Source organism: Mycobacterium sp. 050272 (assembly GCF_039023525.1).
In the GTDB taxonomy this organism is placed as follows: Bacteria; Actinomycetota; Actinomycetes; order Mycobacteriales; family Mycobacteriaceae; genus Mycobacterium.
The window spans coordinates 117,968-142,970 of the sequence record NZ_JBCHKV010000008.1; the positions used below are offsets into that span (position 1 = coordinate 117,968).

22 protein-coding genes are annotated in these 25,003 nt (G+C 66.4%); 8 read left to right on the forward strand and 14 right to left on the reverse strand.

Annotated elements, in window-relative coordinates:
• Positions 1-220 precede the first annotated feature (220 nt).
• Genes pyrF through pyrR form a run of 7 tightly spaced genes read right to left on the reverse strand, consistent with a single transcriptional unit; the run spans position 221 to position 8,862 of the window.
• The gene (gene pyrF / locus AAHS21_RS17290) at positions 221-1,048 is read right to left on the reverse strand and encodes an orotidine-5'-phosphate decarboxylase (protein ID WP_342928820.1); all 828 of its coding nucleotides are present in this window, start codon (positions 1,046-1,048) and stop codon (positions 221-223) included.
• Complete coding sequence (gene carB, locus AAHS21_RS17295) at positions 1,045-4,410, reverse strand: carbamoyl-phosphate synthase large subunit (protein WP_342928821.1); 3,366 nt, start codon at positions 4,408-4,410, stop codon at positions 1,045-1,047. The genes pyrF and carB overlap by 4 nt, the downstream gene beginning before the upstream one ends.
• Positions 4,410-5,546: a glutamine-hydrolyzing carbamoyl-phosphate synthase small subunit gene (gene carA, locus AAHS21_RS17300; protein ID WP_342928822.1), complete on the reverse strand. Its 1,137-nt coding sequence runs from the start codon at positions 5,544-5,546 to the stop codon at positions 4,410-4,412. Before carA ends, carB begins: the two co-directional genes overlap by 1 nt.
• Positions 5,543-6,040, reverse strand: a complete 498-nt coding sequence (locus AAHS21_RS17305) for a transporter (RefSeq protein WP_342928823.1) — start codon at positions 6,038-6,040, stop codon at positions 5,543-5,545. The genes carA and AAHS21_RS17305 overlap by 4 nt, the downstream gene beginning before the upstream one ends.
• Positions 6,037-7,329 (reverse strand): dihydroorotase, encoded by a 1,293-nt coding sequence (locus AAHS21_RS17310; RefSeq protein ID WP_342928824.1) that lies wholly within the window; start codon positions 7,327-7,329, stop codon positions 6,037-6,039. The genes AAHS21_RS17305 and AAHS21_RS17310 overlap by 4 nt, the downstream gene beginning before the upstream one ends.
• Positions 7,326-8,279 carry an aspartate carbamoyltransferase catalytic subunit gene (locus AAHS21_RS17315; RefSeq protein ID WP_342928825.1) on the reverse strand — a complete coding sequence of 318 codons (954 nt, stop codon included), beginning with the start codon at positions 8,277-8,279 and terminating at the stop codon, positions 7,326-7,328. The genes AAHS21_RS17310 and AAHS21_RS17315 overlap by 4 nt, the downstream gene beginning before the upstream one ends.
• A 10-nt stretch (positions 8,280-8,289) precedes the next feature.
• Complete coding sequence (gene pyrR, locus AAHS21_RS17320) at positions 8,290-8,862, reverse strand: bifunctional pyr operon transcriptional regulator/uracil phosphoribosyltransferase PyrR (protein WP_342928826.1); 573 nt, start codon at positions 8,860-8,862, stop codon at positions 8,290-8,292.
• 583 nt (positions 8,863-9,445) lie between these two features.
• Here pyrR and AAHS21_RS17325 point away from each other — a divergent pair.
• The 3 genes from AAHS21_RS17325 to AAHS21_RS17335 are packed head-to-tail and all read left to right on the forward strand — an operon-like array spanning position 9,446 to position 13,574.
• The gene (locus AAHS21_RS17325) at positions 9,446-10,276 is read left to right on the forward strand and encodes a hypothetical protein (protein ID WP_342928827.1); all 831 of its coding nucleotides are present in this window, start codon (positions 9,446-9,448) and stop codon (positions 10,274-10,276) included.
• Positions 10,273-10,701, forward strand: coding sequence for an MmpS family transport accessory protein (locus AAHS21_RS17330; protein ID WP_342928828.1), 429 nt, complete (start codon positions 10,273-10,275; stop codon positions 10,699-10,701). Before AAHS21_RS17325 ends, AAHS21_RS17330 begins: the two co-directional genes overlap by 4 nt.
• On the forward strand, positions 10,698-13,574 hold the full coding sequence (locus AAHS21_RS17335) for an MMPL family transporter (protein WP_342928829.1): 2,877 nt from the start codon (positions 10,698-10,700) through the stop codon (positions 13,572-13,574). Before AAHS21_RS17330 ends, AAHS21_RS17335 begins: the two co-directional genes overlap by 4 nt.
• A 10-nt stretch (positions 13,575-13,584) precedes the next feature.
• On the opposite strand, the gene AAHS21_RS17340 is transcribed toward AAHS21_RS17335, so the two are convergent.
• On the reverse strand, positions 13,585-14,019 hold the full coding sequence (locus AAHS21_RS17340; protein WP_342928830.1) for a cellulose-binding domain-containing protein: 435 nt from the start codon (positions 14,017-14,019) through the stop codon (positions 13,585-13,587).
• Between the two features lie 193 nt (positions 14,020-14,212).
• On the opposite strand from AAHS21_RS17340, the gene AAHS21_RS17345 reads away from it, so the two are divergent.
• From AAHS21_RS17345 to AAHS21_RS17360, 4 genes are all read left to right on the forward strand, one after another.
• A complete protein-coding gene (locus tag AAHS21_RS17345) occupies positions 14,213-15,004 on the forward strand; it encodes a DUF6065 family protein (RefSeq protein WP_342928831.1) in 792 nt (263 codons plus the stop codon).
• Positions 15,005-15,091: 87 nt separating this feature from the next.
• Positions 15,092-15,919, forward strand: a complete 828-nt coding sequence (locus AAHS21_RS17350; protein ID WP_342928832.1) for a DUF6065 family protein — start codon at positions 15,092-15,094, stop codon at positions 15,917-15,919.
• A 24-nt stretch (positions 15,920-15,943) separates the two neighbouring features.
• The gene (locus tag AAHS21_RS17355) at positions 15,944-17,149 is read left to right on the forward strand and encodes a serine hydrolase domain-containing protein (RefSeq protein WP_342928833.1); all 1,206 of its coding nucleotides are present in this window, start codon (positions 15,944-15,946) and stop codon (positions 17,147-17,149) included.
• A 4-nt stretch (positions 17,150-17,153) separates the two neighbouring features.
• Entirely contained in the window at positions 17,154-17,693 is a 540-nt protein-coding gene (locus AAHS21_RS17360; protein WP_342928834.1) for a GNAT family N-acetyltransferase, read from the forward strand.
• Between the two features lie 17 nt (positions 17,694-17,710).
• Here the strand turns inward: AAHS21_RS17360 and AAHS21_RS17365 are convergent, their stop codons facing one another.
• The 6 genes from AAHS21_RS17365 to AAHS21_RS17390 are packed head-to-tail and all read right to left on the reverse strand — an operon-like array spanning position 17,711 to position 24,382.
• On the reverse strand, positions 17,711-20,398 hold the full coding sequence (locus tag AAHS21_RS17365; protein ID WP_342928835.1) for a fumarate reductase/succinate dehydrogenase flavoprotein subunit: 2,688 nt from the start codon (positions 20,396-20,398) through the stop codon (positions 17,711-17,713).
• Positions 20,395-21,138 (reverse strand): ABC transporter ATP-binding protein, encoded by a 744-nt coding sequence (locus tag AAHS21_RS17370; protein WP_342928836.1) that lies wholly within the window; start codon positions 21,136-21,138, stop codon positions 20,395-20,397. Before AAHS21_RS17370 ends, AAHS21_RS17365 begins: the two co-directional genes overlap by 4 nt.
• A complete protein-coding gene (locus AAHS21_RS17375; RefSeq protein ID WP_342928837.1) occupies positions 21,135-22,007 on the reverse strand; it encodes an ABC transporter permease in 873 nt (290 codons plus the stop codon). The genes AAHS21_RS17370 and AAHS21_RS17375 overlap by 4 nt, the downstream gene beginning before the upstream one ends.
• Complete coding sequence (locus tag AAHS21_RS17380; protein ID WP_342928838.1) at positions 22,004-23,392, reverse strand: ABC transporter substrate-binding protein; 1,389 nt, start codon at positions 23,390-23,392, stop codon at positions 22,004-22,006. The genes AAHS21_RS17375 and AAHS21_RS17380 overlap by 4 nt, the downstream gene beginning before the upstream one ends.
• A 25-nt stretch (positions 23,393-23,417) precedes the next feature.
• The gene (locus AAHS21_RS17385) at positions 23,418-23,648 is read right to left on the reverse strand and encodes a 4Fe-4S dicluster domain-containing protein (RefSeq protein WP_342928839.1); all 231 of its coding nucleotides are present in this window, start codon (positions 23,646-23,648) and stop codon (positions 23,418-23,420) included.
• Positions 23,645-24,382, reverse strand: a complete 738-nt coding sequence (locus AAHS21_RS17390) for a GntR family transcriptional regulator (protein WP_342928840.1) — start codon at positions 24,380-24,382, stop codon at positions 23,645-23,647. The genes AAHS21_RS17385 and AAHS21_RS17390 overlap by 4 nt, the downstream gene beginning before the upstream one ends.
• Positions 24,383-24,659: 277 nt before the next feature.
• On the opposite strand from AAHS21_RS17390, the gene AAHS21_RS17395 reads away from it, so the two are divergent.
• Positions 24,660-24,992 carry a hypothetical protein gene (locus AAHS21_RS17395; RefSeq protein ID WP_342928841.1) on the forward strand — a complete coding sequence of 111 codons (333 nt, stop codon included), beginning with the start codon at positions 24,660-24,662 and terminating at the stop codon, positions 24,990-24,992.
• Positions 24,993-25,003 lie beyond the last annotated feature (11 nt).

Consider the following 25,003-nt stretch of genomic DNA (forward strand, 5'->3'; position numbering starts at 1 on the left):
TGGCCTCTAGCTGCGGTTTATGCCCGTGCGATACGGTATCGGCGGCCAGGTGACCGAGGGTGGTAATCGGCGCCGACGGATAGCCGCAGGGCCTCGTGCCGGGCATCACGATTTGCCATGGCGTGTCGCGCGTGTCGCGGCGCGGACAAACACCTGGTAGTCGGGCGGAAGTCAGTGGGGAAAGATTCCGACGCTGTTAACCGGGGCGCCGGCCGACGCGCTATTGCACACCGAGATAAGCGACGGAGTCCAGCATCCGTTGGCCCGCCGCCCGCAGGTCCGAGACGCTCGGTCCGGCGCGCAGCACCTCGCGTGCCACCGCGGGCAGCAATTGGCCCGCAGCGGCCCCACCCAGGCCCGCCAGGGCCTCAGGACGGCCGCCCTGCACACCGACGCCCGGAACGAGCACCGGCCCGCCCAGCGCGCTGACGTCGGGCGCCTCGAAAACCGTGGCGCCCAGAACCACGCCGACGTATCCGGGCTCGTTCGGGTTCGACGACCGGTTGACCACCGCCGCCTGGTCGATGACCAGTTGGGACACCGTGCGGCCGTCGAAGGTGGCACGCTGCACGGTCGCGCCCTCCGGGTTGGAACTCGCCGCCACCACGAACACCCCGCGGTCGTGCGCCGCGGCGGCTTCCAGCAGCGGGCGCAACGAGCCGAACCCCAGATACGGCGAGGCGGTCACGGCATCGGCGGCCAGCGGTGAATCGCCGGCCCAGGCCGCGGCGTAGGCCGCCATCGTGGTGCCGATATCCCCGCGCTTGGCGTCGGCCAGCACCAGCACCCCGGCCGAGCGCAGCGCGGCGATCGTGCGTTCCAGCACCGCGTAGCCGGCCGAGCCGTACGACTCGAAGAAGGCCACCTGCGGCTTGACGACGGCGAAGCCGGAAAAGGCCTCCACACAGATGTCGCAGAACTTGGCCACACCGTCGGCGGTGGCGGGCAGTTCCCAGGCCCGCAGCAACTCGGGGTGCGGGTCGATCCCCAGACACAACGGCCCGCGGCGCGCCTTGGCCTCGGCCAGCCGGACGCCAAACCCGGTCATCGAGTGTCCTTTTCGGTTGCACCGCCGAGTCCGATCATGCTGTGCAGCTCCTGTAGTGAACGCACCCCGATGTCACCGCGGATGCCGGCCTCGATGCCCTGCACGGCGGCCGACGCACCCTGCACGGTCGTCACACAGGGAATGTTGACCGACACTGCGACGGAACGGATTTCGTATCCGTCGATGCGCGGACCGGAGTTCCCGTACGGCGTGTTGATCACCATGTCGACCTCACCCGCCTTGATCGCGTCGACCGCCGACATCTCGGGCCGTCCCGGCTGCGGTGGTTCGAAGTGCTTGCGCACCTCGTCACAGGGAATTCCGTTGCGGCGCAACATCTCCGCGGTCCCTTCGGTAGCCAGCACCCGGAAGCCCAGATCGGCCAGCCGCTTGACGGGGAACACCAGCGACCGCTTGTCGCGGTTCGCGACCGACACGAAAATAGTGCCTTCGGCCGGCAACGAGCCGTAGGCGGCGGTCTGGCTCTTGGCGAAGGCGCTGCCGAAGTCGCGGTCGATGCCCATCACCTCGCCGGTGGATTTCATCTCCGGACCCAGCAGCGAATCGATGGCCGAGCCGTCGGCACGGCGGAACCGATGGAACGGCAACACCGCCTCCTTGACCGCGATCGGGGCATATTGGGCGGCGTTGGCCCCGTCCCCGGTCGGAGCCAACAATCCCTCTTCCCGAAGCTGGGAGATGGTGGTGCCCAACATGATTCGTGCACACGCTTTGGCCAGCGGGATCGCAGTGGCCTTGGACACGAACGGCACGGTACGGCTGGCCCGCGGATTGGCCTCCAGGACGTAGAGCACATCGTCCTTGAGCGCGTACTGCACGTTGAGCAATCCGACCACACCGATGCCGTGCGCGATGGCTTCGGTCGCCCGGCGGACCTTCTCGATGTCGCTGCGGCCCAGCGTGACCGGCGGCAGCGCGCAAGCCGAGTCACCGGAGTGAATACCGGCCTCCTCGATGTGCTCCATGATGCCGCCGATGTACACCTCGGAGCCGTCACACAGTGCGTCGACGTCGATTTCGACCGCGTCCTCGAGGAAGCGGTCGACGAGCACCGGGTGTTCGGGAGACAACTGGGTGGCGCGGGTGATGTAGCTCTTCAGCGTCTCCTCGTCATAGACGATCTCCATGCCGCGCCCGCCCAGCACGTAGGACGGCCGCACCAGCACCGGGTAACCGATCTCGTCGGCGATCCGGCGGGCCTGCGCGAAAGTCGTTGCGGTGCCGTACTTCGGGGCCGGCAGTCCGGCCGCCGTCAGCACGTCGCCGAAGGCACCGCGGTCCTCGGCCAGGTCGATGGCCTCCGGCGGGGTGCCCACGATCGGAACACCGGCATCGGCGAGCCGCTGAGCCAGCCCGAGCGGGGTCTGACCGCCGAGTTGCACGATGACGCCCACCACGCCCGGACCGCCGCTGGCCGACTCCGCCTCGGCGCGAAAAACCTCGAGGACATCCTCGAAGGTAAGGGGCTCGAAGTAGAGCCGGTCGGCGGTGTCGTAGTCGGTGGACACCGTCTCGGGGTTGCAGTTGACCATCACGGTTTCAAAACCGGCTTGGCTCAACGTGGTTGCCGCGTGCACACAGCTGTAGTCGAACTCGATGCCCTGCCCGATCCGGTTCGGTCCCGAGCCGAGGATCAGCACCTTGGGCTTTTCGGTCTGCGGGGTGACCTCGGTCTCGGCGGCGGGGTCGAGTTCGTAGCTGCTGTAGTGATAGGGAGTCTTGGCCTCGAACTCGGCGGCGCAGGTGTCGACCGTCTTGTACACCGGGTGGATGCCAAGGCGCCCACGCAGCGAGCGCACGCCACCCTCCCCGGCCAATTCCGGTCGCAGCGCTGCGATCTGGCGGTCTGACAACCCGCTGTGCTTGGCGCGGCGCAGCAGATCGGATTCGAGCACCGGGGCGGCTGCCAGCTCCGCGCGCAGCGCCACCAGCTCGCCGATCTGCGCGACGAACCACGGGTCTACCCCGCTGGCCTCGGCAACCCGCTCCACCGAAGAACCAAGGCGCAAGGCCAGCTCGATGTCATACAGCCGGCCTTCGGTCGGCGTCTGCAGCCGGGTCAACACCTCTTCGACGTCGCCGTCGGGGTCCGGGGTGGTCCAGAAGCCGGCCCGATCGGTCTCCAGCGAGCGCATCACCTTGCCGAGCGCCTCGACGAAGTTGCGGCCCAACGACATCGCCTCGCCGACGGATTTCATCGTGGTGGTCAAGGTGGGGTCGGCTCCCGGGAACTTCTCGAAGGCGAACCGCGGCGCCTTGACCACGACATAGTCCAGGGTGGGCTCGAAGCAGGCGGGCGTTTCCTTGGTGATGTCGTTGACGATCTCGCCGAGGGTGTAGCCGATGGCCAGCTTGGCGGCGATCTTGGCGATCGGGAAGCCGGTGGCCTTGGAAGCCAGTGCGCTGGAACGGGATACCCGCGGGTTCATCTCGATGACGATCAGCCGGCCATCGGCGGGGTTGATCGCGAACTGGATGTTGCAGCCGCCGGTGTCGACGCCGACCTCACGCAGGATCGCGATGCCCAGGTCGCGCATCCGCTGGTATTCCCGGTCGGTCAGCGTCATGGCCGGCGCGACGGTCACCGAGTCCCCGGTGTGCACACCCATCGGGTCGACGTTCTCGATCGAGCACACCACGACGACGTTGTCGTTGCCGTCGCGCATCAGCTCGAGCTCGAATTCTTTCCAGCCGTAAATCGATTCCTCGATCAACACGTTGGCGCTGGGGCTGGCGGCCAGGCCGGCGCCGGCCATTCGATCGACCTCCTCGACCGAGCGCGCCATGCCTGAGCCCAGGCCGCCCATCGTGAAGCTGGGTCGCACGACGACCGGCAGACCGAGCTCCTCGACCGTCTCCCGGACCTCGTCCATCGTGAAACACACTCGGCTGCGTGCGGATTCACCGCCGACCTTGGCGACGATGTCTTTGAACATCTGCCGGTCCTCGCCACGCTGGATGGCGTCGAAGTCGGCACCGATCAGCTCGACGCCGTGGCGCTCCAGCGCCCCGTTCTCGTACAGCGCGACCGCGGTGTTGAGCGCGGTCTGCCCGCCCAGGGTCGCCAGCAGGGCGTCGATCTTGTTGCCGCGCGCGGCCTGCTGGACGATCACCTTTTCCACGAAGGCGGCGGTGATGGGTTCGACGTAGGTGTGGTCGGCGTACTCCGGGTCGGTCATGATCGTGGCCGGGTTGGAGTTCACCAGGCTGACCTGCAGGCCTTCGGCCCGCAGCACCCGGCATGCCTGAGTGCCCGAGTAGTCGAATTCGCAGGCTTGACCGATGACGATCGGTCCGGAGCCGATCACCAGCACGTGGTTGAGGTCGGTGCGACGTGGCACTAGCGGCCCCTTCCGTTGTCTTGGTAAGCCATCAGTTCGGCGAACTGGTCGAAGAGATACTCCGCGTCGTGCGGACCGGCGGCAGCCTCCGGATGGTATTGCACCGAAAATGCCCGTCCATCAAGCAGTTTGACACCCTCCACTACTCCGTCGTTTGCGCAGGTGTGGCTGACGATCGCCTGGCCGAACGGCGTGTCGAACCGCTGGCCGGCCTCACCCTCGAGTGCGAAGCCGTGGTTTTGGGCGGTCACCGCGACCCGCCCGGTGGCGTGGTCGATGACCGGGATGTTGATGCCCCGGTGTCCGAAGACCATTTTGTAGGTGGACAGGCCGAGCGCCCGGCCCAGGATCTGATTGCCGAAACAGATGCCGAACAACGGGATTCCGGCGTTCAGCACCTCGCGAGTGAGCGCGACGACATGGTCGGCGGTAGCTGGATCACCGGGACCGTTGGACAAGAACACCCCGTCCGGCTTGATCTCGGCGATCTGGGCGAAGGTGGCCGACGCCGGCAACACGTGGCTGCGGATTCCGCGCCGGGCGAAGTTGCGTGGCGTGTTGGTTTTGATTCCGAGGTCTAGGGCGGCAACCGTAAATCGCTGCGGCCCTTCGGGTTCTACGACGTAGGCGCCCGGGGTGCTGACCTCGCCAGCGAGGTCGGCGCCGAGCATCGACTGTTGGTCGCGCACCCGCGCCAGCAACTCGTCCGGCTCGGCCAGCGCGTCACCGGAGAACACCCCGGCCTTCATCGAGCCGCGGCTGCGCAGATGGCGCACCACCGCCCGGGTGTCGATGCCGGCGATCCCGACGATGTGCTGGCGGATCAGCTCGTCCTCGAGAGTCGAAGTGGCACGCCAGTTGGAGGCGCGCGGCGACGGGTCGCGGACCGCGTAACCGGCAACCCAGATTTTGTCGCCCCGGCTTTCGGCGTCCTCGCCGTTCCACCCGGTGTTGCCGATCTGCGGCGCGGTGGCCACCACGATTTGCCGGTGATAGCTAGGGTCGGTCAGCGTCTCCTGATAGCCCGACATGCCCGTGGAAAACACGGCCTCTCCGAGGGTCTGGCCGATCTCGCCGAACGGCCAACCCGTGAAGACGCGACCGTCCTCGAGTACCAGTTGCGCCTTACCCGTCACGCTGCATCCTCCAGCCACCCGTCGTATTCGTCGCGATTGCCCGCCCGGAACCCGGTGTCGATTTCGACGCCCGACGGCAGCCGCCAGCGGATGGCCAAGATCCCACTCCGGGAGGCAAGCTTGCCGGCCATTACGCGTTCGGTGCGCACCTCCGAGATCGCGTTCTGCGGAATCCAAATCGGATTGGCGCGGATGCGCTCCAGCAGGATGCCCTCGGGGTAGCGGCTGAGCACTGCCTTGCTGCGGTACCCGAGATCACCGGCCGTGACCCGCTCATTGGGTTCCGGGGCCAGCGTCGACCCGACATAGACGCCCCGCAGTGTGGTGCTCGCCGCGCCCACCTCGTCGGGCATGTCGGGCAGGGTGCCGATCAGATCCTGCTGGCGCTGCGCCCGCCGGCGCCAGCCCACCATCATCAGCTGGATGACCACCGCGATGACCACCACCAGCACTGCCGCGAAGATCAGCGACCCCACCAGCGTTGCAGAGTTCATGCCGGGCTCTTCCCATCCCGAGCGGTGATCTTTCCGCGCAGCAACGTGGCCGTCACGGTGGCGGGCAAGGTCATCGACTCGTAAGGCGTGTTGGCGGAGCGACTGGCCAGATCACTACCGGTGACCGTCCAGGTCGCATCGGGGTCCACCACGGTCAGGTTGGCCGGCTCCCCCACCTCCAGCGGCCGGCCGTGATCGGGCAATCCGACTATGCGCGCCGGGTTTTCACTCATCACCCGGGCGACCTCGCGCCAGCTGAGCAGCCCGGGCGCCACCATCGTCTGCACCACCACCGACAGCGCCGTCTGCAGCCCGAGCATGCCGGGGCGGGCAGCGGAGAACTCACAACACTTCTCGTGTTCGGCGTGCGGGGCATGATCGGTGGCCACACAGTCGATTACCCCGTCGGCCAGCGCTTGACGCAACGCGATCGTGTCGGACGCCTCACGCAGCGGCGGATTTACCCGGTTCACCCCGTCGTAGCCGGCCAGCCGGGTGTCGTCGAGCAGCAGGTGATGCGGTGTCACCTCGGCGGTGATCGAAATACCTTGGCCCTTAGCCCATTTCAGAAGTTCGACGGTGCCAGCGGTGGAGGCATGACAGATGTGCACCCGAGCGCCGGCGTCGCGGGCCAGCAGCGCGTCACGCGCGACGATCGATTCCTCGGCGGCCCTGGGCCATCCCGCGAGTCCGAGCCGGGCGGCCGCGGGCCCTTCGTGCGCCACCGCCCCGACGGTCAGCCGCGGCTCCTCGGCATGCTGGGCGATCAGCACGCCCAGCCCGGTGGCGTATTCCAGGGCGCGACGCATAATCAGCGGATCGTGCACGCAGTTGCCGTCGTCGGAGAACATCCGCACCTGTGCGATACCCGCGGCCATCATGCCCATCTCGGTGAGCTCTGCTCCGGCCAGCCCGACGGTGACCGCGCCGACGGGGTGCACGTCCACCAGGCCGACTTGCTGGCCGCGATGCCAGACGTGATCGGTGACCACCGGGCTGTCGGCCACCGGCGTGGTGTTCGCCATCGCGAACACCGCCGTGTATCCGCCCAAAGCGGCTGCCGCTGAACCTGTTTCGATATCCTCGGCGTATTCGCGGCCGGGCTCGCGCAGGTGGGTGTGCAGGTCGACGAATCCCGGCAGCAGCACGTGATCCGTAGCGTCGATGACGTCGGCCGTGTCGGGGATCTGCAGTTTCGGCCCGATGTCGGCGATCTGACCGTCATCGACCAGCACGTCGACGCGGTCGCCTTCCCCGTACAACCGAACCCCACGGATCAGCACACTCATGCCGCGATGTCCTCCGCCCCCACCAGCACATGGAACAGCACGGCCATCCGCACGTGCACGCCGTTGGAAACCTGTTGCAGTACCGCGGATTGCGACGAGTCCGCGACCGAGGACGCGATCTCCATGCCGCGCACCATCGGGCCGGGGTGCAGCACCACCGCGTGGCTTCCCAGCATGGCCTGGCGCCGGTCCGAAAGGCCATAGCGCACCGAGTATTCGCGCACCGACGGGAAGAACCCGCCATTCATCCGCTCGGCCTGTACCCGCAGCATCAGCACGGCGTCGGCGGCGGGCAGCTCGGCGTCGAAGTCATAGGAGACGGTGGCCGGCCAGCCGTCGACACCGACCGGCAACAGGGTCGGCGGCGCCACCAGCACCACCTCGGCGCCCAGCGTGGCCAGCAGCATCACGTTGGAGCGCGCAACCCGGCTGTGCAGGATGTCGCCGACGATCACCACGCGCCGGCCCTCGATCTGGCCGAGCCGCTGGCGGATGGTCAGCGCGTCCAGCAGCGCCTGTGTCGGATGTTCGTGGGTGCCGTCGCCGGCGTTGATCACCGACGGGCCACCGTGTTCGCTGTTGGAGTGCGCGGTCCAGTCGGCCAGCAGGTGCGCGGCACCGGAGGCCGGGTGCCGGATGATCAGTGCGTCGGCACCGGCCGCGTGCAGCGTCAATGCGGTGTCGCGCAACGACTCCCCTTTGCTCACCGACGACCCGGACGAGCTGACGTTGATCACGTCGGCGCTCATCCACTTCCCGGCCACCTCGAACGACACCCGGGTGCGGGTGGAGTTCTCGTAGAACATCGTGACGACGGTGCGCCCGCGCAGGGTGGGGAGTTTCTTGACCTCGCGCCCGACCAGCGCCTGTGCGAACCGGTCGGCGTCGTCCAGGATCGCGGTGGCATCGTCGCGGCTGAGGTCGCCGGCGGCCAGCAGATGTCTGGTCATGACTCTGGCTTCATTCGGAGTCCCTCCCAATGACGACGCCGTCGCGGCCGTCGTGCTCGCGCAGCTGGACGTGCACGCTCTCGTTGCGCGCGGTCGGCACGTTCTTACCCACGTAGTCGGCGCGTATCGGCAGCTCGCGATGGCCGCGGTCGACCAGCACCGCCAGCTGCACGGCTCGCGGCCTGCCGACGTCGCGCAGCGCGTCCAGCGCGGAGCGCACCGAGCGACCGGAATACAACACGTCGTCGACCAGAATCACCAATGCGTCGTCGATGCCACCGGCCGGGATCGAGGTGACCTCCAGCGGCCGGGGCGGCTTGGTCATCAAATCGTCACGGTACAAAGTGATGTCGAGGGCACCATGACCGACGTCGACGCCGCAGAATTCACCGATGTTGGCGGCCAGCCGCGCGGCCAGGCTCACCCCGCGGGTCGGGATTCCCAGCAGCACCACGCGTGGCGCGTCGGGACCATCCAGTGCGGTCTTTTCGATGATCTGGTGGGCGATACGGGAAATCGTTCGACCGACGTCGGCCGCCGACATCAATTCGCGGCCGGACGCGGAATCACCCGCGGCACTCATGCGAAACCTTGACCTCCTTCTCCGCCTCTCCGGACGGATCGTTAAAGGATGTCGACTGTCGGGGAGCGTAGCATTTCGCGACTCGCCCGACGACAGGGGACGCGCCCGGTACTGCAGGACGGCCTGTGATGACCGCGCTACCTCGCCGAAACAAAAATGGTTATCCGCGCTGCACCGAATAATCGCGATATCGCGAAATTCACATCAATAGCGAATCTGTTGAATCTACGTATAATAGTGACAATTCGGAGCCACTCAGGGCAATACCAGCGGAATACCCGGTTACCAATGATCGACAAGTAGTTTAAGCGGGCTAATCATTGCGTCCAAGGATGCCGTACGGCCGGCCGCCACGCTGTCATTCGCCAGGCTTAGCTGGCATTACCCGGCTTCGAAGCATGTGCGAGCGCGGCGTGACAAAAGCCGATATGAGCAGATTCCGCAGTCGATTTCATTGACGCGACGGCGTGAATTCACCAAGAGTTATCAGTTGCAAACCTTCCGCCCTAATGCAAAGATTTCTAGCGCAGGCGGGCAGTCCCCGCACTTGCCTGCCATTTATTAAATCCGAATAGGAGTTTCCATGCGCAGCGCGAGTTCGCGTGCTAATGAGTCGTGTCCCCCGGCATCGCTCGGCCCGATCGATTGTGCGCAGACCACTACTCCTGACGTTCCCCCCGCGGCCGAGCGCATCGCACGGCGCGAATACCTGCGATCGGAATGCCTGCAGAGCGCGCGCCGTCGTGCGCTGGCCGACGAGCTCTACAACATCTACAGCGAGACCCTGCACGGCCACACACCCGAGGAAATCGACGATCTGATCTTCGGCACCGCCCGGGTTCGCCTTGCGCTTTTCTACGGGGCGCGTGACGAACTCGCGGGTTTTGCATTTGCCGCGATCGACCGCATCGAGCACGCCGGCCGCACCCACGCAGTGCTGGGAGGCGGCGGATTCTTCCGATCGAAGTATCGCGGCGGGCCATCGGCCTCGCTGTTCTTCCTCGGCCAGGGCATCCGCGCCCGGCTGCGCGAACCGCACGTACCGCTGGCCTACTTGACCCGGGCCAGCACCCCGGCGGCCTACCGCCGGCTCGCAGTGACGATGCCGACGATTTACCCCAGCCGCAGGCGACCGACACCGGTCGACGTCGAGACGCTGGTGCGAGCACTGAGTCCGCGCAGGCACTACGTGCAGGTCAGCGAGAACCCGTGGGTGGTGCGGTCGGCCGCGCCCCATGACCCCTCGCGATTGCAGCGACTCGAACACGACCCCGATGTGCGCTTCTATCTCGACCTCAATCCCCGCTTCGCCCAAGGTGAATCGCTGCTGGTTTGGGTGCGGGCCGACATGGCGGATCTCGCCAGCGGATTCGCCCGGGCCCTGCGTGCGGTGACCCCCGTGAAGGTCACATGACCGGCATTCTTCGACGCATCTGGGTACCGATCGTCATGGTTGTCGTAATGGCGGTCGGTACCATCATCGTTTCCCGGTTGCACGGCGTTTTCGGCTCACATCAACATGATTCAAGCAAGAGCAATGCAGACGCGATCGTCGCGTTCAATCCCAAGCACGTCGTCTACGAGATCTTCGGCCCGCCAGGCGCGACGGCGAGCATCCATTATCTGGATGCCGACGCGCAGCCGCAGGAGGTCGAAAACGCAGCGGTGCCATGGACGCTGCGCATCGATACCACGCTCAGTGCTGTGGTGGCCAATGTTGTGGCGCAAGGCGACAGCGCCCGTCTCGGATGCCGAATCACCGTCAATGGCGTTGTGCGCGACGAGCTTACGGTGAGTTCGCACAACGCTGCGACCAGCTGCCTGGTGAAATCCGCATGAGCGACGGTGCGCGGGGGGTTGCGGCCGGCCGGACCATCCGGTGGCTGGCGCTGCCGATCATCCTGTTTTGGGTGGCGCTGTGCGCCGTGCTCAACACGGCCACACCAGTGCTGTCGGAAGTCGCCGGAACACATGCCGTCTCGTACAGTGCCCACGACGCGCCGTCGCTGATCGCGATGAAGCGCATCGGCAAGAATTTTCAGCAGTTCAATTCCGACACCACGGCAATGGTGCTGCTGGAGGGCCGAGACAAGCTGGGCGACAGCGCGCATCGCTTTTACGACACGCTGATCGCCAAACTCTCCGAAGACAGGGCTCACGTCGAGCATGTGGAGAACTTCTGGGGTGACAGCCTGACCGCGGCGGGATCGCAGAGCGCCGACGGTAAAGCCGCCTATGTCCAGCTGTACCTCACCGGCGATCAAAGCAGCTCGGCGGCCAACGAATCCGTCGTCGCCGTCGAACACATCGTGGACAGCGTGCCGCCACCGCCCGGGATCAAGGCCTACGTGACGGGACCGGGTCCGCTCAATGGCGATACCCACACCTACGGCGACCGCAGCCTGGAAAAGATCACCCTGATCACCGTGGTCGTGATCGCGTTGATGCTGTTCATCGCGTATCGCTCGGTGACCACCGTGCTGTTCGTGCTGCTGACGGTGGGTGTTGAGTTGCTCACCGCCGAGGGCGTCATCGCCACCCTGGCCAACAACGACGTCATCGCCCTATCCACGTTCGCCGTGAATGTGCTTGTGGCACTTGCGATAGCAGCGTCAACGGACTACGTCATCTTCCTGATTGGACGCTACCAGGAGGCCCGCACTGCGGGCATGGACCGAGAAGCCGCGTACTACGACATGTTCCGCGGGACGGCGCATGTGATCCTGGGGTCCGGGTTGACCGTCGCGGGGGCGATGTATTGTCTGAGCTTCACTCGGCTGCCGGTCTTCAACACTCTCGGATGGCCGTGTTCGATCTCGGTCCTGGTGGTGATCGTTGCCTCGCTCACCCTGGCGCCCGCCGTCATCGTCGTCGCCAGCCGATTCGGAACGTTCGATCCCAAACGTACTGTGAGCACCCGACGTTGGCGCCGGATCGGTACCATCGTCGTCCGGTGGCCCGGCCCGGTGCTCGTCGCCTCGATCCTGGTGTCGCTGATCGGTCTGATCGCCCTGCCGAGCTACCAGACCGGCTACAACGGGCGCTATTACCTGCCGGCCGATACCCCGTCGAATATCGGCTTCCAGGCGTCGGACCGGCACTTCGCGCCGGCCCGCATGGAGCCCGAGCTGCTGATGATCGAGGCCGATCACGACCTGCGCAACCCGACGGACATGCTCGTCCTGGACCGTATTGCCCGCACCATTTTCCACACGCCGGGTATCGCACGGGTGCAAGGCATTACCCGGCCGCTGGGCTCGCCGATCGACCACGCCTCGATCCCGTTCCAGATCAGCGCGCAAAGTGCCGTCACGATCGAGAACCTCAAGAACCTGCGGAATCGGGTGGCCGACATGTCCCGAATGACCAACGAGCTGCAACACATGATCGATGTCTCGTTGCACATCCAGGACCTGACACGGCAGCTGGCGAACGTGACGCACGGCATGGCAGGCGACACCAGGCGGATGCGGGACACCACCGGTGAATTGCGGGATCACCTCTCCGATTTCGAAGACTTCTGGCGGCCGGTCCGAAGCTATTTCTATTGGGAGCGACACTGTTTCGACATTCCGCTGTGCTGGTCGCTGCGGTCGTTGTTCGACGGGGTCGACGGCATCGACCGGCTTAGCGAAGACGTCGGCAACCTGGCAGTCAACACCGATCAACTCGACAGGATCATGCCGCAGATGCTGGCGCAGATGCCCCCGCTGATCGCGGCGATGCAGACCGTCAAGGATCTCGCTCAGACCGCGACCAGCACCTTCTCGGGGTTGATCACCCAGATGGACGCGCTGACCCGCAACACGACCGTGATGGGACAGGCCTTCGACGGCGCCAAAAACGACGACTTCTTCTACCTTCCGCCCGAGGCGTTCGAAAATCCGGACTTCAAGCGGGGTCTGAGCATGTTCCTGTCCCCCGATGGCAGCTCGGCGCGGTTCTTCATCACGCACAAGGGCGATCCCGAGACGGCCGAGGGCATTTCACATATCGACGGCATCCGGCAGGCCGCCGACGAGGCCGTGAAGGGCACTCCCCTGGCGGCCGCCAACATCTATCTGACCGGCACGGCGTCCACCGACAAAGACGAACGCGACGGGTCCATGTATGACCTGATGATCGCGGCGATCGCGTCACTGTGTCTGATCTTCATGATCATGCTGGCGATCACCGCAAGTGTGGTCGCCTCCGCCGTGATCGTGGGTACGGTCACGATCTCGTTGGGCTCGTCGTTCGGCCTGTCGGTGCTGATCTGGCAGCACATGCTGCACATGCCGCTGCACTGGCTGGTGCTCGCGATGGCCATCATCGTGATGCTGGCCGTCGGATCGGACTACAACCTGTTGCTGGCCGCGCGGTTCCGGGAAGAAATCGGCGCCGGGCTCAAGACGGGAATGATCCGGTCGATGGGCAGCACCGGCGGCGTCGTCACCACCGCCGGCCTGGTGTTCGCGTTCACGATGGGCGCGATGGGGACCAGTGATCTGCGCGTTGTCGGCCAAATCGGCACCACGATCATGATCGGGTTGTTGTTCGACACCCTGATCGTGCGCTCATTCATGATGCCGGCCGCGGCGACACTGCTGGGACGCTGGTTCTGGTGGCCCCGCCAGGTCCGCACCCACGCCGCGCCGCGGCCCGCTCGCCCAGTCGCGGCCGATCGGCGTCCGGCCGCCGAGTACGCGGCCAGTGCACCCACCGCCGAATGATGCTCGGCGGCTACCCGACGGTGCAGGGATATTGCCCGTTGACCACACAATTCGACGGCGGGGTGTAGGTACCGCTCAGTGCGCCCCGGAAACCACCCGTGGCCGTACCACCAGGTGCAATCTCGCGATCCCAATTCGCGGGCGTGACCACATAGTGCGTGCCGGATTGGGTGACGGTGCTGTTCCACGCGTGCAAGACGGACTGTCCCGCGGGCATGTCGAAGTCAATCCGCCAGTCGGCCATCGGCGACATGTTCGGGTTGGTGACGGTGAAGTGGGCGATGAAACCGGTCTGCCAGGTATGTTCCACCTGCAACGTCGCCATGGCCGCAGCCGCGTGAGCCGCGGGGGTGACGGCGAGTCCGAGGCTGGCGACCAGCACTGCCGACACGGCTGCGTGAAGCGCTGTGCGACAGCGCTTCACGTGATTGTTCAGTCCGGCCATAGCAGCCACACTAAGGCCCAAACAGGCGATATCGGCCCGCGCATCGCGGGGTAGCTGCAGCAACTTTGCGCAACCGAAACCGTTATGAAACTTTGGCCTCGAGATGGCGTGCCGGGACGTTGCCCCCGGCTCCCTTTTTCCGGCGCCGACTCGCCGTGGGCATGACGATGGGTTCGCAGCTAATCTGACTCGCGTGAGTGACAACGCCGATGGGCCAGTCCGCCCGCTGATCGGATTCATCACCGGCGACAACGCGCCCCCGATCACCCCGGCACCGGCGAGCCGGGCGTGGATGACGGCGCAGTCAGAGGCGGACAAGGGTTGGCCCAGTCGGTGTTTACCGATGCTGATCGCCAACCAGAGCGGTTGGGAACTGCGCAATCCGTGCGCCTTCACCGCCACCTGGATAGCCCAAGAGGGTATGGACGTCATGATCGAACCCGATCGCTACGTCGCGAATCAGTTCCTGCCAGCCGGCCATTTCGGCAACGGCATCTTCACCTGGCGTCTGCCGATGCTGTTTCGCACTCCCCCGGGCTACAACCTGTTGGTCCGCGGACCGGCGAATTACCCGAAAGACGGCGTGTGCGCGTTGGAGGGCGTCGTCGAAACCGACTGGGCCAGCGCTAGTTTCAGTATCAACTGGAAAATCACCCGCAAATCCATGCCGGTGCGATTCGAGGTCGACGAGCCGATCTGCATGATCGTCCCGCAGCGCCGCGGGGAGCTGGAAGAGTTCGCTCCCGAAATCAGGCCCATCGCAGCCGATCCAGAGCTGCAGCGCAAACACGAGTTGTTTCTTCGCGAACGTGACGCGGCAAAGCATGCCGAGCAACTGGCACGGGTGGCCGCCGGCGAACGAGTGGACTGGCAGGGTGACTACACCCGGGGCAAACACCGAGACGGAGAAGCCGGGGCACCGGATCATCAGACCCGTCGCCGCCTTCGTCCCTTTGCACTCCCACCCGGCGAGAAGCCGCAGTAGAGCGCCGACAGCCGGTGTTGTCCGGCGATGACCAGGCTTAACGCCGGTTTTGGGGAACTCCCAGGTTGCCCTCATAGTCTGGCGCACGTGAGTGACACGCCCAACGGCACGCCTCGTCCGTTGATCGGGTTCACTACCCGTGACAACGCGCCCCCGATTGGTCCGGCACCGATCAGCCGGACGTGGATGCCCGAGATGTCGAAGACCCGGACCGGTTGGCCGAATCGGTGTCTGCCGATGCTGATCGCGAACCAAAGTGGTTGGGAGCTGCGCAATCCGTGCGCGTTCACCGCCACTTGGATGGGGCAGGAAGACGGGGTGGACGTGATCATCGCACCCCATCAGCGCAACACCGGTCAGCTGCTGCCCACCAGCCACTTCGGCAACGGGATCCTGACCTGGCATCTGCCCATGCTGTTTCGCACTCCCCCCGGCTACAACCTGTTGGTCCGCGGGCCGGCGAACTATCCGAAAGACGCCCTCTGCGCGCTGGAGGGCATCGTCGAAACCGACTGGACAAGCGCGAGTTTCAGCATGAGCTGGAAATTCACCCGCAAACTGATGCCGGTGCGATTCGAGGTCGACGAGCCGATCTGCATGATCGTCCCGCAACGCCGCGGCGAGCTCGAAGAATTCGCCCCCGAACTCAAGAGCATCGAGTCCGATGCGGAACTACACCGCAAGTATCAGGTGTTTCTCGATTCCCGCAGTACGGCAAAGCAAACCGAGCAGCTGGCGCGGCTCAACGCCGGTGAGCAAGTCCAGTGGCAGGGCGACTACACCCGGGGCAAACATACCGACGGTGACGCCGGGCCGCCGGATCACCAGACCCGCCGTCACCTTCGTTCCTTTGTTCAGCCCCAACATCCGGAGCACCAACAGGGGTCCTGCGACCTACGCGCGCAGCACGGCTAACTGGGCGCGGGCTACCCTGACCGGGTGAATCTCGATGGCAATCAGACCTCCATCCGCGAGGCGTGTGATGCCGGCCTGCTCGCCGGTGCGGTGACGGTGGTATGGCAGCACGGAGAAGTCCTGCAGGTCAACGAGATCGGCTACCGCGATGTCGACGCCGGCTTGCCGATGCAGCGAGACACACTATTTCGCATCGCGTCGATGACCAAACCGGTCACGGTCGCCGCGATCATGAGCATGGTCGACGAGGGCAAGCTGACGCTCAAAGAACCGATCACGCACTGGGTACCCGAGCTGGCCGACCTGCGGGTGCTCGACGACCCGCGCGGTCCGCTGGACCGCACGCACCCGGTCAACCGGGCGATCCTGATCGAGGACCTGCTGACCCATACCAGCGGACTGGCCTACGGGTTCTCGGTATCCGGGCCGATCTCGCGGGCCTACCAGCGGCTGCCGTTCAATCAGGGTCCGGACGTGTGGGTCAGCGAGCTGGCCAAGCTCCCGCTGGTGCATCAGCCCGGCGAACGGATGACCTACAGCCACTCCATCGACCTGCTCGGCGTCATCGCGGCGCGCATCGAGGGCAAACCGTTCGACCAGGTCCTCGACGAACGGGTGCTGGGCCCGGTCGGCATGCCCGACACGGGGTTCGCGGTGTCCCCGGAAGGCCGCCGCCGCGCGGCGACCATGTACCGGCTCGACGGACAGAGCCGGCTGCACCATGACGTGATGGGGCCGCCGCACATCACGCCGCCCAGCTTCCCCAACGCCGGCGGCGGATTGTTGTCGACAGCCGACGACTACCTGCGTTTCGTGCGGATGCTGCTGGGCGACGGGACGGTCGACGGCGTGCGGGTCCTATCGCCCGAATCGGTGCGCCTCATGCGGACCGACCGGCTCACCGACGAACACAAGCGACACAACTTCCTGGGCGCGCCGTACTGGGTGGGCCGCGGGTTCGGGCTCAACCTGTCGGTGGTGACCGATCCGGCCAAGAGCGCCGCGCTGTTCGGGCCGGGCGGGCTCGGCACGTTCAGCTGGCCCGGTGCGTACGGGACGTGGTGGCAGGCCGACCCGGCCGCCGATCTGGTTCTGCTGTATCTGGTCCAGAATATGCCGGACATGTCCGCAGACGTTGCGGCAGCCGTGGCCGGTAACACCACGCTCGCGAAACTGCAAGCGGTACAACCGAAATTCGTCCGCCGCACCTATCAAGCGCTCGACCTTTAGCACCGTGGCCGACCACCCGCCCGATCGCATCGTCGGCCCGCGCCTAATCCTGCGGTTGCCCACGCTCGCGGACGCCGGGGCGCTGTACCAACGGGTCGCCCGCGATCGTGCGGTCACGAAATATCTGCTGTGGTCTCCACACCCCGACGTGGCGACCACGCGGCGAGTGATCGCCGAGAAACTCAACGCCAGTGACGAAGAGCGAACCTGGGCCGTCGAGCTGCGGCACAGCGGTGAGGTCATCGGGCTGACCAGCTGCCGGCGCTCGGCGCTCGATTCGGTCGAGATCGGCTATTGCCTCGGCCGGAAATGGTGGGGCAAGGGTCTGATGTCCGAGGTGCTGGACATGCTGCTGACCGCGCTGCGCGCCGACCCCGAGCTGCTGCGCGTCTGGGCGACCTGCGCGGTCGACAATCTGCGGTCTGCGCAATTGCTGGAGCGAGCCGGGTTCGCCCTCGAGGCCCGGCTGCAACGCCACGCCGTCTACCCCACCATCGGACCCGAGCCGCGGGACGCCCTGCTCTACGGCATGGCCCTGCGCTGAGCGTGCGCTGTTGCCGGCTACGTGTTCTGGGCCTCCAACGCCCGGCGCGCATAGGCCCGCACGTCGGCGTCGCTGTCTTTCAGCGCGATGCCGAGCGCGTCACGGGCCGCGGCCTGGTCGGCCCAGCGGGTCAGGCTGAGGACGGCCGCCTTGCGCACGTCGAGGTGCGCATCGCAGAGCGCATCGGCCAGTCTCGGCACCGCGAGTTCGGTCGCAGCACCCTTGAGCGCACGCGCCGCGCCCTCGCGGATCTGCCACGCCGGCGCCTCCAATGCGCGCTCAACAGCCGCGAAATCGTCTTGACTGCAGCCTAATTCGCCGAGAGCCGCGAGTGCGGCCGCGCGCACCAGCGGATCGGCATCGGCGATCAACGCGCTGACCGCCGCGCCGCCGGCGCGCATCGTGGCCAAGCCGGCGGCAGCGGCGATGCGGACCTCGCGGCTCTCGTCGCGGGTGGCCGCCTGGACCCCGTCGACGTCGTCGACCGAAACCAGCGCCCGCACCGCCTCGATCCGCACCCGGTGGTCGGAATCGTCGAGCGCGCGGCGGTATTGGCCGGCCGCACCGGCGCGGCGTGCGGACAGCAGGTAGACCGCGGCCGCCCGCACCACCGTGTCGACCGACCGCAGATAGGGCTCGGCGCCGCCCGGGTCAGGCAGTACCTCGACCAGTTCGCGAATCCCCTCGGCGCTGGTGCGGCGCACCCCGGGGTCGGCGTCGTCGAGCGCGGCGAACAGCGCGGGCGCATAACCGTCGGGAATGTACTCGGTGAGCGTCGCCACGGCGGTGCGGCGCACTCCGGGATCGGCGTCGGCCAGATACGGCTGCAGATCGGCGATCGTCGGCTCCTCGAGGGCGAGCACCTCGGCGATCCGCGGTGAGGGCGGATCGAATGTGGTTGCCGCCGTTGCGATTCGTGAGCCCGCAGTGGCCGGGGCCTTGCCGCCGACCAGTGGCGGCTGCGCCACCTCGTGCACCGTCTGGTCCACCGGCGGCAAACCGTCCAACTCAGGGACCGACACCAGGTACGGGGCCACGGGACGCTTGAGGAAGCGCATCTGTCCGTCAGGACCCTTGCGCAGATTCAGGTGATAGCCCCACTCGCTGTCGTCGCGGACCGGCATGTCGGCGCGTTCGTGGTAGAGGCCCCAACGGGATTCGGTCCGGGTCAACGAGGATCGCGCGGCCATCTCGGCGCAGTCCCGGATGAACGACACCTCGACCGCGCGCATCAGCTCGTGCGGATTGCGGGCCCCCATCGCGGCGATCTCGTCTTGCATCCGGTCGAAGGTGCGCACCGCGATCGACAGCTTGGCCGCCGTCTTCGGTGGGGCCACATAGTCGTTGACGAACCGTCGCAGCTTGTACTCCACCTGCGGCTGCGGCGGCCCGTCCGGGTGTCGCAGCGGCCGGTAGATCAGCTCGTGCGCTTCGGCGAGTTGATCCTGCGGGAGTTGCTGTGGCGCAGCCACTTCCGAGCGTGTCGAGGCGGCGTGCGCGCCGGCGAGGTCGCCGAACACGAAAGCCCCGATCATGTAGTTGTGCGGGACACACGCCAGGTCTCCCGCGGCGTACAGCCCCGGCACCGTGGTCCGGGCGTGTTCATCGACCCAGACTCCGGATGCGGAATGTCCACTGCACAAACCGATTTCGGAGATGTGCATCTCGATGTCGTGGGTGCGATAGTCGTGGCCGCGGTTGGCGTGGAAGGTGCCACGGGTAGGCCGCTCCGTGGTGTGCAGGATGTTTTCCAGCGCGGTGAGCGTCTCGTCCGGCAAGTGGGACACCTTGAGATAGATCGGCCCGCGTGCGGAGTCGATTTCGCTCTTGACCTCGGACATCATCTGCCCCGACCAGTAGTCGGAGTCAACGAACCGCTCACCGTCCGCGTTCACCTGGTAGCCGCCGAATGGGTTCGCGACATACGCACAGGCCGGGCCGTTGTAGTCCTTGATCAACGGGTTGACCTGGAAACACTCGATGCCGGACAGTTCGGCGCCCGCGTGGTAGGCCATCGCGTACCCGTCGCCGGCGTTGGTCGGGTTCTCGTAGGTGCCGTACAGGTAGCCGGACGCGGGCAGTCCAAGCCGGCCGCACGCCCCGGTCGACAGGATCACCGCCTTGGCGCCGATCGCGACGAATTCGCCGGTGCGCGTGTTCAATGCCGCGGCCCCGACGGCACGGCCGTCGGCGACGAGCACCCGCACCGGCATCAGGCGGTTCTCGATCTGGATCTTCTCGCGCATCGACCGTTGCCGCAGCACCCGGTACAGCGCCTTCTTGACATCCTTGCCCTCGGGCATCGGCAACACGTAGGAACCCGAACGGTGCACTCGGCGCACCGCGTACTCGCCGTGCTCGTCCTTCTCGAACTTCACCCCATAGCGCTCGAGTCGCTGCACCATCGCGAATCCGCGGCTGGCCGTCTGATAGATGGTGCGCTGGTTGACGATACCGTCGTTGGCACGGGTGATCTCCGCGACGTAGTCCTCCGGCTCGGCCTTGCCCGGGATGACGGCGTTGTTGACCCCGTCCATGCCCATCGCCAGCGCGCCGGAGTGCCGCACGTGGGCCTTCTCCAAAAGCAGGACCTGCGCGCCGTTCTCGGCGGCCGACAGTGCCGCCATCGTTCCGGCGGTCCCACCGCCGATGACCAGCACGTCACAGTCCAGACGCACCGGCGTCATGTCTGGAATCTCCATCATGCCGCGACCGCCGAATGATCCAGGGCCGCAATCACTTCGGTACGCAGCGCGGTGCGCTGCCGGTCGACTCGCGGGTCCGGCACATCAATCAGGGCACGCAGCGGCTGACCGGCCTTGCCCAGCACGGCGATGCGGTCACCCAGCAGCAGCGCCTCGTCGACGTCGTGGGTGACGAAGACGATCGTGGTCGGATGTGCGCTCCAGGTGTCAATCAGCAGTCGCTGCATGGCCGTACGGGTTTGGGTGTCCAACGCGCCGAACGGCTCGTCCATCATCACCGCACGCGGCGTCCCCGCCAGGCCGCGGGCCAGCTGGACGCGCTGTCGCATGCCCCCGGACAGGCTCTTGGGCAAGTAGTCGCCGAAGCCGGTGAGGCCGAGTTCGGCGATCCAGCGGTCTGCCTCCGCGCGGCGCCCGGATCGTGGCACACCCCGAAGCCGCAGGGCCAACTCGATGTTGGACCGCACGGTGCGCCACGGCAGCAAGGCGTTGTCCTGGAACACCATGCCGCGGTCGCCCGACGTCGTGGTCACGTCGGCACCGTCGGCCAGCACGCGGCCGGCGTCGGGGCGCAGCAGGCCCGTCAGGGCGCGCAGCACCGTCGACTTGCCGCATCCCGAGGGACCGGTCAGCACCAGGATCTCGCCCGGGCGCACCGACAGGCTCAGCCCGTCGATCACCGGATCTCCGGTGTAGGACAAGCGAACTCGATCCAGTTCAAGACTCATACCGACGGTCATCGCTGTTCCTCCTGGGCACGCGGCAGCCAGCTGGTCACCCGGCGGCCGACGACTTCGACGGCGGCGGCTGTGGCGAACCCGAGCACACCGATCGTGATGATGCCGACGAACACTTGCGGGTAGGCCAGCACGGTGTAGTCCTGCCAGGTGCGATAGCCGATGCCGAGGCGGCCGGAGATCATCTCGGCGGAGATCACGCAGATCCACGCCACCCCCATGCCGACCGACAAGCCGCCGAACACACCCGGCAGAATGCCCGGCAACACCACCTGTTTCAGCACGTCCCACCGGTTGCCACCGAGGGTGCGCACCGAGTCCTCCCACAGCGTGGGCAGCGCCCGGACCGCATGCCGGGTGCTGACCATGATCGGAAAGTAGGCCGCGAGGAAGGTGATGAACACGATCCCGGCCTCGTCGGTCGGGAACAGCAGGATCGCCACCGGAACCATCGCGATCGCGGGGATGGGCCTGGCCAATTCGGCCAGTGGACCAAAGGTGTTGGCGAACAACCGGGAACGGCCCAGTAGCACGCCCGTTGCGACACCGATCACCGCGGCCAGCCCGAAACCGGTCAGAATGCGGATCAGCGACTGCGCCAGGTCAAGCCAGTACTCGTAGGTTCCGAGCCGGCGCCCCAGCGCGTGGACGATCTCGGTGACGGTGGGCAGAGTGTCGAAGCGCAACAGCAGGCGCACCTTGTCGGCGGTGAGCAGTTGCCACAACCCGATCGCGGCGGCGACCGAGGCGAGCCGCAGCAGCCGCCACTGCCAAGGCGACGTGACGCGCCGCGGGGTGCCGGCCACCGGCACCACGTCGGCGACGTGGCCGGTGACCGGTGCGGCCGGATCGCCGGTCAGGAAAGCAGTCATGCTGAACCTCCAAGGGCCTGTTGGTAGTTCACGATGGCGCCGCCGGGATGGGCGGTGAGATAGCGATGCGCGCCGGCCGGGGTTCCGAACGGCAGGTAGTTCTGGCCGTCTTGCACCCAGACCGCCTTATCGGCGAACCACCGGGTGCCCAGCTCGGCGTCGGGGACATAGGCGGCACGGACCTTGACACCGTGCGCGGTCGCGTCCCGCACGGCCCGCAGCAGGCTGCCCGGATTGGCCAGTGTCTGGGTGGTATCGGTTCCGTCCAGCCACAGCTCGCTGGCCTGCGCGGGGTCCCCGTTGAGCAGGGACGGGTTGGCGGTCGCGGCCCGAGTCGCGTCGTAGTTGCGGCCGCGTGCGCCGAACACGGCACGCAGCGGCGCGTCCTGAACGAAGCCCGCCACGTCGAGGTCGGCGAAGTCGCCGATCGACTTCAGGTATGGCACATCGTTTTTCAGCGCTTCGACCAGTGACGGTTTGAGCGTGGTGTCGAAGGACGTGCCGCCGGGGCCGTTGTAGAGGTACACCACTTCCTGCGGCAATCCGCTGGCCTGGGCGACGATGCGGGCCGCCTCCAGCGGCTTCTGGTTGAGGAAGTCGGTGGCATCCAGTTGCGCTTGCAGGAACGCGCCCAGCACCTCCGGATGCGACGCCGCATAGGATCGGCGCACCACCACGCCGTGCAGGGTGGGCAGGTTCAGCTCGGCGCCGTCGTACAGCAGTTTGGCCTTGCCCTGGTACACCAACAGCCCCGGCCAGGCAACGAATTGCGAAAGGCCTTGTACCTGACCAGATTCCAGTGCAGAAGCGCCGATCTGCGGCTGCTGGTTGAGTACCTCGACGCCCGTGATGCCACCCCTGTCCAGGGCCCGCACCAGCGTGCCGTGGCCCGCCGATCCGACGCTGGCCGAGACCTTGGAACCGGCCAGGTCGTTCAACGTGGCGGCCGACGAACCGGGTGCCACCACAACCATGTTCAGTGCGCCCTTGGGGTTATAGCCGGTGATCGAGACGATTTCGGTTTTCGCCCGCGGGTTGGTCTGCGTCTTGGAGCCGTTGATCAGCATGGGGTAATCCCCCATCGAGCCGATGTCGATCTTCTCGGCCAGCATCTGAGCGGTGATCGGGGCCCCGGTGTCGTAATCCTGCCACCGGACCGCGTATTTGGTGCCGGTGCGGGTGGTGATGTCGGCGAGCCGATGTTCCAGGTAGCCCTGGGCGCGCAGCAACGTCCCGGCGGTCACGGTGTTGATGGTCTTGGACTGATAACCGATGACGACGTTGACCACACCGGAGGACGCCGAAAATGATTCCAGCGAGCAGCCGGACACGGCCATGACGATGACGGCCGCTACCGACAACAGCGCAAAAGCGTGTCGTTTCATGAAAGATCCTGGGCTGTAGGTTATTTCAGCGAAGTAGATAGGGCATATTGACCGTGACGGCTCCGGTCGGGCAGCGGGCGGCGCAGGGGCCGCAGTACCAGCATTCGTCGACGTGCATGTACGCCTTGTTGGTCTCTGGGTCGATGGCGAGCGCGTCGAGCGGACAGACGTCGACGCAGAGGGTGCAGCCGTCGATACACAGCGACTCGTCGATCGTGACCGGCACGTCGACTCGGTTGTTGTTGACCAGCGTCATGGCTTACTCCTTATTAGGTGGCCGCGCATGGTGATTCGATCGCCGCGCATCCGGATGTACTCGAGGTCGACGGGCCTGCCGTCGGCAAGGCTGGTGAGGCGCTCGAGCATCAGCAGCGCCGAGCCGTCGGGCACGTGCAGGGTGGCCGCGGAATGGGCATCGGCCGGGATCGCCTCCAGAGCCAGCGATGCCGAGCCCAGCCGGCCACCGCTCACCTGCTCGATCAGCGCGAAAAGGTCTTGCTGTTCCAGCGGGTGATCCAGGATCTGGGTGCCGATATCCGGGGTCAGGTAGGTCAGGTCGAGGCTCAGCGGCAGGTCGCCGAGGTAGCGCAACCGCTCGATGAACACCGCCTGCTGGCCAGGCCCGAGTTGGAGCCGGCTGGCCACCGCCGGCGGAGCCACCACCAGCATGGCGGCGCGCACCTCGTTGCGGACTTCGCCGACGTGCTTGAAGGTTTCCTTCAGCCCGAGCAGTGAGTCGATCCGGTGGTCGTACTTGCGTTGTGCGACATGGGTGCCGACCTTGGGTCCACGGTCGATCAGGCCCTCGTGCTTGAGGATGCCCAAGGCCTCGCGGATGGTGTTGCGCGACACCGTGAATTCGGCTGCCAGCTCGCTTTCGGCGGGCAGACCGTCCGGATAGGCGGCGGCATGAATCTGCTGACGCAACACGTCGGCGACCCGGCGGGCACGGTCGGCCCGGGGTCCGCGAATGGGTATCGCCTCAGCCACGCCGCCACGCTAATGCAGCTCAAGGGCATTTTCGGGGGCGCGAATCCGGGCCTGACCGGCGGCCGTGAGTATTGCGCCGGTTCACATTCGGGCACGACCAGCTAAAACCCAGGGCCCTTCGACTATTGCGCCACCTACGCAAAAGCGGCGCCTTTGTGATCGCGGTGAGCCGAACTTTCGCCCCGGCCGCCCCGTCGCGCGACGCAGGACACGACGTTTTGCCCGCCTCCGAGCGACAACGCCGAGGATGTCGGCGTGCAGTGGAACAGTTCGGAGGATGACGACCAACTCGTTACGACTCCGCGGAATTGAACTCCGCTATGTGCTCACGTGGCATCTGGCCCTGCACGGTGCTGCGACAGTCCCCGAATTGATCCAGGCGCTGGCGCACCACAACTTCGACGCCGGCGAGCGCCCGTCGAAGTCGATTTCCGACGCGTTGCGTTGGGAAATCCGCTATGTACGAGTAGTGCGATTGGCCCGCGGCCGGTACGGGCCTGGCTGGATGCCGCGCGGCACCGAGCATCGAATCCATCAACGCGTGCTCGCACTACGCGCACGGGCAGAGTCGCTCAGAGGCGGGCAAATCGTCAGGTCGTTGATCGCTTAACCCCTGGCGAC